This window comes from Phenylobacterium sp., assembly GCF_031425575.1.
In the GTDB taxonomy this organism is placed as follows: Bacteria; Pseudomonadota; Alphaproteobacteria; order Caulobacterales; family Caulobacteraceae; genus Phenylobacterium.
Window position 1 is genome coordinate 1 of record NZ_JANPJP010000226.1, and the last position, 3,571, is coordinate 3,571.

Genomic DNA, 3,571 nt, shown 5'->3' on the forward strand with positions numbered 1-3,571 from the left:
GTGCCGGAGGGCAGGTTGACCACGCCGCGGACCTGTTGGTCGGCGTGGCGCGGGTCGACGCCCAAGTTGACGGCGATCTCGATGCTTTCGTCGAACTTGGCGGTGGCGTTGGCCTTCACCAGTTTGACGGCGTCGGTGACGGCGTGGTTGGCGAGACGGTCGCCGGTCCAGGCCTGAATGCGCTTGGCTTGCTTAGCCATGTCTTAGGCCTCCACGATCGAAAGACCCATCGAGCGGGCGGAGCCCTCGATGATCTTGGCGGCGGACTCAACGTCATTGGCGTTGAGGTCCTTCATCTTCTTCTCGGCGATGTCGCGAAGCTGGGCGCGGCTGATCGAGCCGGCCGTGTCACGGCCAGGCGCCTTGGAGCCGGACTTCAGGCCGAGCGCTTCCTTGATGAAGTGGGTCGCGGGCGGAGTCTTGGTGATGAAGGTGAAGGACTTGTCCTGATAGACGGTGATCACCGTCGGCAGGGGCGTGCCTTTGACTTCCTTCTCGGTGCGGGCGTTGAACTCCTTGCAGAAGCCCATGATGTTGACGCCGCGCTGACCCAGCGCCGGCCCGATGGGCGGCGAAGGCGTTGCGGAGCCCGCGGGCACCTGCAGCTTGATATAGCCCAGAATTTTCTTGGCCATGTTCTCCTCTTTGACCGGACGTCCGGTCTGTTGAGCCGTGGTTCGGCCCTGGCTGGGCCTCCCACGGTTTTAAAAGCCCCTCCCCGCGAATGCGGAGAGCGACGGCGCCAGTCAGGTCGTCTTTTCGACCTGGCTGTACTCGAGCTCGACCGGCGTGGCCCGTCCGAAGATGGACACCGTCACGCGCAGGCGAGAGCGTTCCTCGTCAACCTGCTCGACCGAGCCGTTGAAGCTGGCGAACGGGCCGTCGGTGACGCGGACCTGTTCCCCGATTTCGAACTGGATCGTGGGTTTGGGCCGCTCGACGCCTTCTTCGATGGCGCCGATGATCCGGGCGACTTCCTTTTCCGAGACGGGCATCGGCTTGTTCTGGCTGCCCAGGAATCCGGTGACCTTCGGGGTGTTCTTGATCAGGTGGTAGGCTTCGTCGGTCAGCTCCATCTTCACCAGGACGTAGCCCGGGAAGAACTTGCGCTGGACGTCGATCTTACGGCCGCGGCGGATTTCGGTGGCGGCTTCGGTGGGGACCAGGACTTCGGAGAAATTCTCCGCCAGGCCCTGGGACTTGGCCTGTTCAAGAATCGAGTCCTTCACCTTGCCTTCGAAATTCGAATAGGCGTGCACAATGTACCACTTATGGTGGGGATTGGCGGCGACGGCGACTTCGGGGGTTTCAGCGTTCATTTCGACTATCCCGCGTTCGCGAGCTTGAGGAGGAAGGCCATGGCGAGGGTCAGGGCCCCGTCCACCAGAGAGAAGAAGATCGCGGCGAGCACCACCATGATCCCGACCATCACCGAGGTGATCCAGGTCTCCTTGCGGGTGGTCCAGGTGATCTTGCGCCCCTCGGCGCGGACTTCCCGGAAGAATTGGCCAGGGCTGGTCTTCTTCTTCGGCGCGGCCTGCGCCAGGGCCGAGGCAGGCGCGATCGCCGCCGCCGTCTTGGCGGCGCGGTTCTTCATCGCTTGCGGCGTGGAACCCGGTTTCCTGGCCATCTAGGCGCTCGACACTCTCTAATCATATGGGCGGCGGACCTCCGCGCCCTTGGGCATACACATATAGGTTGGCAGGAGCGGAGGGACTCGAACCCACGACCCTCGGTTTTGGAGACCGATGCTCTACCAGCTGAGCTACACTCCTACGAACCACCCCCTGGCAAGGGCAGCCTCCGGACAATGAATAGCGCGCCGGAAAGGCTCCCGGCGCGTGCTCATCGCTAGAGCCGGGTCGTTTAGCAGTGGCCGTCTTCCCAAGCAATAGTCGCAGGCGTGGATCGAAGCAGGGCAGGCCCGCGTTTCGTCGAGGCAGCCACTCTCAGGAAATCCCATGCCAGACGTCGACCCCAACGCCGCCAGGAACCGCGACGAGGACATGAAGCCCACCTCCCCGCCCCGGCCCGCCACCGAGCCCTCCGGCGCCAAGGATTCCAGCCGCAACGACAAGACCCTGACCAATCCGTCCACCGGCGAACCCGAATCTGGCGCGCCGATCCCCAGCTAGGTCTGCGGGACAGTTGAGCTTGCCGGATGGCGACCTAGTCCGCCACCAGCCCAATCAGGCCAAGACCTAGCCCTACCCCGAGGCCGATCGAGGTCCTGGGATGACGCCGGCCCAGGTCGCCCAGCGTCTGGGACGCGGCGATGGCGCGTCCGTCCAGCCGCGGTTCGCAGGCGGTGATCCGGTCCCAGCGTCGGTCCAGCCGCCGGCTGGCGCGGCTCACGCTTTCGCGAAGGACGGGCGCATGCGCCAGGGCGAGGTTGGCGGCCGCGCGCGCGGTCTCCACCCATCCGCCGGCCGTGACGTCCCCCTCGAAGACCGACTGGCCGGGCTCGGCGAAGTCGCGCTTGTAGTCCTCTCCGGCGGGTCCGAAATCGACGGTGGCGATGCCCTGGTCAGGGGCCGCCCTCAGGGTCTCCAGGGTCATCAGGGCGCCGGGGGAATAGCGGGCGAATTCGGGATCATAGACCGGGAACCAGAGGTGGTAGGCGCTGCCTGACCTCAAACCCACCTCGGCCGCCACGATCCGGGAGCCGGCCCGCAGGGTGGCGAAGCGCAGGCCGAAGTCGTCGTAGGCCAGGGTCGAGAGCCGGCGCAGGAAGGGTGTGGTCCAGGGACTGGCGAAGATGTCGTGTTGCCCCGTGCGCCGCATCTGAGCGCGCTTTAGGCGGAAGATCAGGTCCAGGACCCCGTCCCCATCGGCGTCGAAGGTGAAGTCGAGCGGGCCCAGGGTCTCGGCCAGACGCCGCCCCCGGCGTCGCTTGTCCTTGAAGAACTCGGCCGGGCGGCGCGCGGTATAGGCCTCGAAGCCGTCAGAGAGATCGGCGACCATGGCGGGGCGTGACGAGAGTCGCGAGCCGCCGCCGTTGCCCACCAGGCCGCTGAACCGGAACCTGCGGGCTCCCAGCAGCCCGACGACAGCGGCCAGGTCCACCGCGGCGCCCGGAGCCGACAGCAGGCCGTGATAGTCGGTGAGGGGCGCGGCGATCGGCTGGATCAGCCGGCCACGGCGCTGAAAGGGAAGAAAGCCCACGATCTCGCCACGGCGTCGGATCACCGCCACCTGGGATTCCGGTGCGGCCTCGCCGGCCGCCAGGACGTAGCGGAAATCGAAATATGGACTGCGGAAGGCGGGATCGGCCGCGCGGAACCGCGACCACAGGTCGCGCGCCGGCACGCTCAAGTCCGCCGGCCGGCAGGTCTGCACGCTCAGGTCCCGCGCCATCGCCCTACTCATCCTCACCATTCGGCGCGGACGTTAGGCGTGACCGGTAAAGAACCTGTTTTCCACAACCGCGCAAAGAAAAGGGCCGCCCGGGTTTCCCCGGACGGCCCTGGTCTTGTCCCGGCTCAGCCTTCGGGCTTACGCCCTCCGTTGGCCGGGATGACAGTCTCTAAGGACTACTCGACGATCTTGGCCACGACGCCGGCGCCGACGG

At 66.3% G+C, this 3,571-nt stretch carries 5 protein-coding genes, 1 tRNA gene and 1 pseudogene; 1 reads left to right on the forward strand and 6 read right to left on the reverse strand.

Annotated elements, in window-relative coordinates:
• From RMO97_RS12675 to RMO97_RS12695, 5 genes and pseudogenes are all read right to left on the reverse strand, one after another.
• Positions 1 to 200, reverse strand: a pseudogene (locus RMO97_RS12675) (50S ribosomal protein L1); the annotation flags it as partial.
• Positions 201 to 203: 3 nt separating this feature from the next.
• Positions 204 to 635 (reverse strand): 50S ribosomal protein L11, encoded by a 432-nt coding sequence (rplK, locus tag RMO97_RS12680; RefSeq protein WP_304775596.1) that lies wholly within the window; start codon positions 633 to 635, stop codon positions 204 to 206.
• 111 nt (positions 636 to 746) lie between these two features.
• On the reverse strand, positions 747 to 1,319 hold the full coding sequence (gene nusG / locus RMO97_RS12685) for a transcription termination/antitermination protein NusG (RefSeq protein ID WP_304775598.1): 573 nt from the start codon (positions 1,317 to 1,319) through the stop codon (positions 747 to 749).
• Positions 1,320 to 1,324: 5 nt separating this feature from the next.
• On the reverse strand, positions 1,325 to 1,630 hold the full coding sequence (gene secE, locus RMO97_RS12690; protein WP_304775601.1) for a preprotein translocase subunit SecE: 306 nt from the start codon (positions 1,628 to 1,630) through the stop codon (positions 1,325 to 1,327).
• Between the two features lie 69 nt (positions 1,631 to 1,699).
• Positions 1,700 to 1,775: transfer RNA gene (locus tag RMO97_RS12695), tRNA-Trp, on the reverse strand.
• A 186-nt stretch (positions 1,776 to 1,961) separates the two neighbouring features.
• Here RMO97_RS12695 and RMO97_RS12700 point away from each other — a divergent pair.
• Complete coding sequence (locus RMO97_RS12700) at positions 1,962 to 2,135, forward strand: hypothetical protein (protein WP_310541428.1); 174 nt, start codon at positions 1,962 to 1,964, stop codon at positions 2,133 to 2,135.
• Positions 2,136 to 2,169: 34 nt separating this feature from the next.
• On the opposite strand, the gene RMO97_RS12705 is transcribed toward RMO97_RS12700, so the two are convergent.
• Positions 2,170 to 3,357, reverse strand: a complete 1,188-nt coding sequence (locus tag RMO97_RS12705; protein WP_310541429.1) for a GNAT family N-acetyltransferase — start codon at positions 3,355 to 3,357, stop codon at positions 2,170 to 2,172.
• Positions 3,358 to 3,571 lie beyond the last annotated feature (214 nt).

What these genes read in the sequence shown, in the direction of transcription:
- RMO97_RS12700 (WP_310541428.1), top strand. Translation starts at nt 1,962, where the DNA reads ATGCCAGACGTCGACCCCAACGCCGCCAGGAACCGCGACGAGGACATG.
- RMO97_RS12705 (WP_310541429.1), bottom strand. Translation starts at nt 3,357, where the DNA reads ATGGCGCGGGACCTGAGCGTGCAGACCTGCCGGCCGGCGGACTTGAGC.
- secE (WP_304775601.1), bottom strand. Translation starts at nt 1,630, where the DNA reads ATGGCCAGGAAACCGGGTTCCACGCCGCAAGCGATGAAGAACCGCGCC.
- rplK (WP_304775596.1), bottom strand. Translation starts at nt 635, where the DNA reads ATGGCCAAGAAAATTCTGGGCTATATCAAGCTGCAGGTGCCCGCGGGC.
- nusG (WP_304775598.1), bottom strand. Translation starts at nt 1,319, where the DNA reads ATGAACGCTGAAACCCCCGAAGTCGCCGTCGCCGCCAATCCCCACCAT.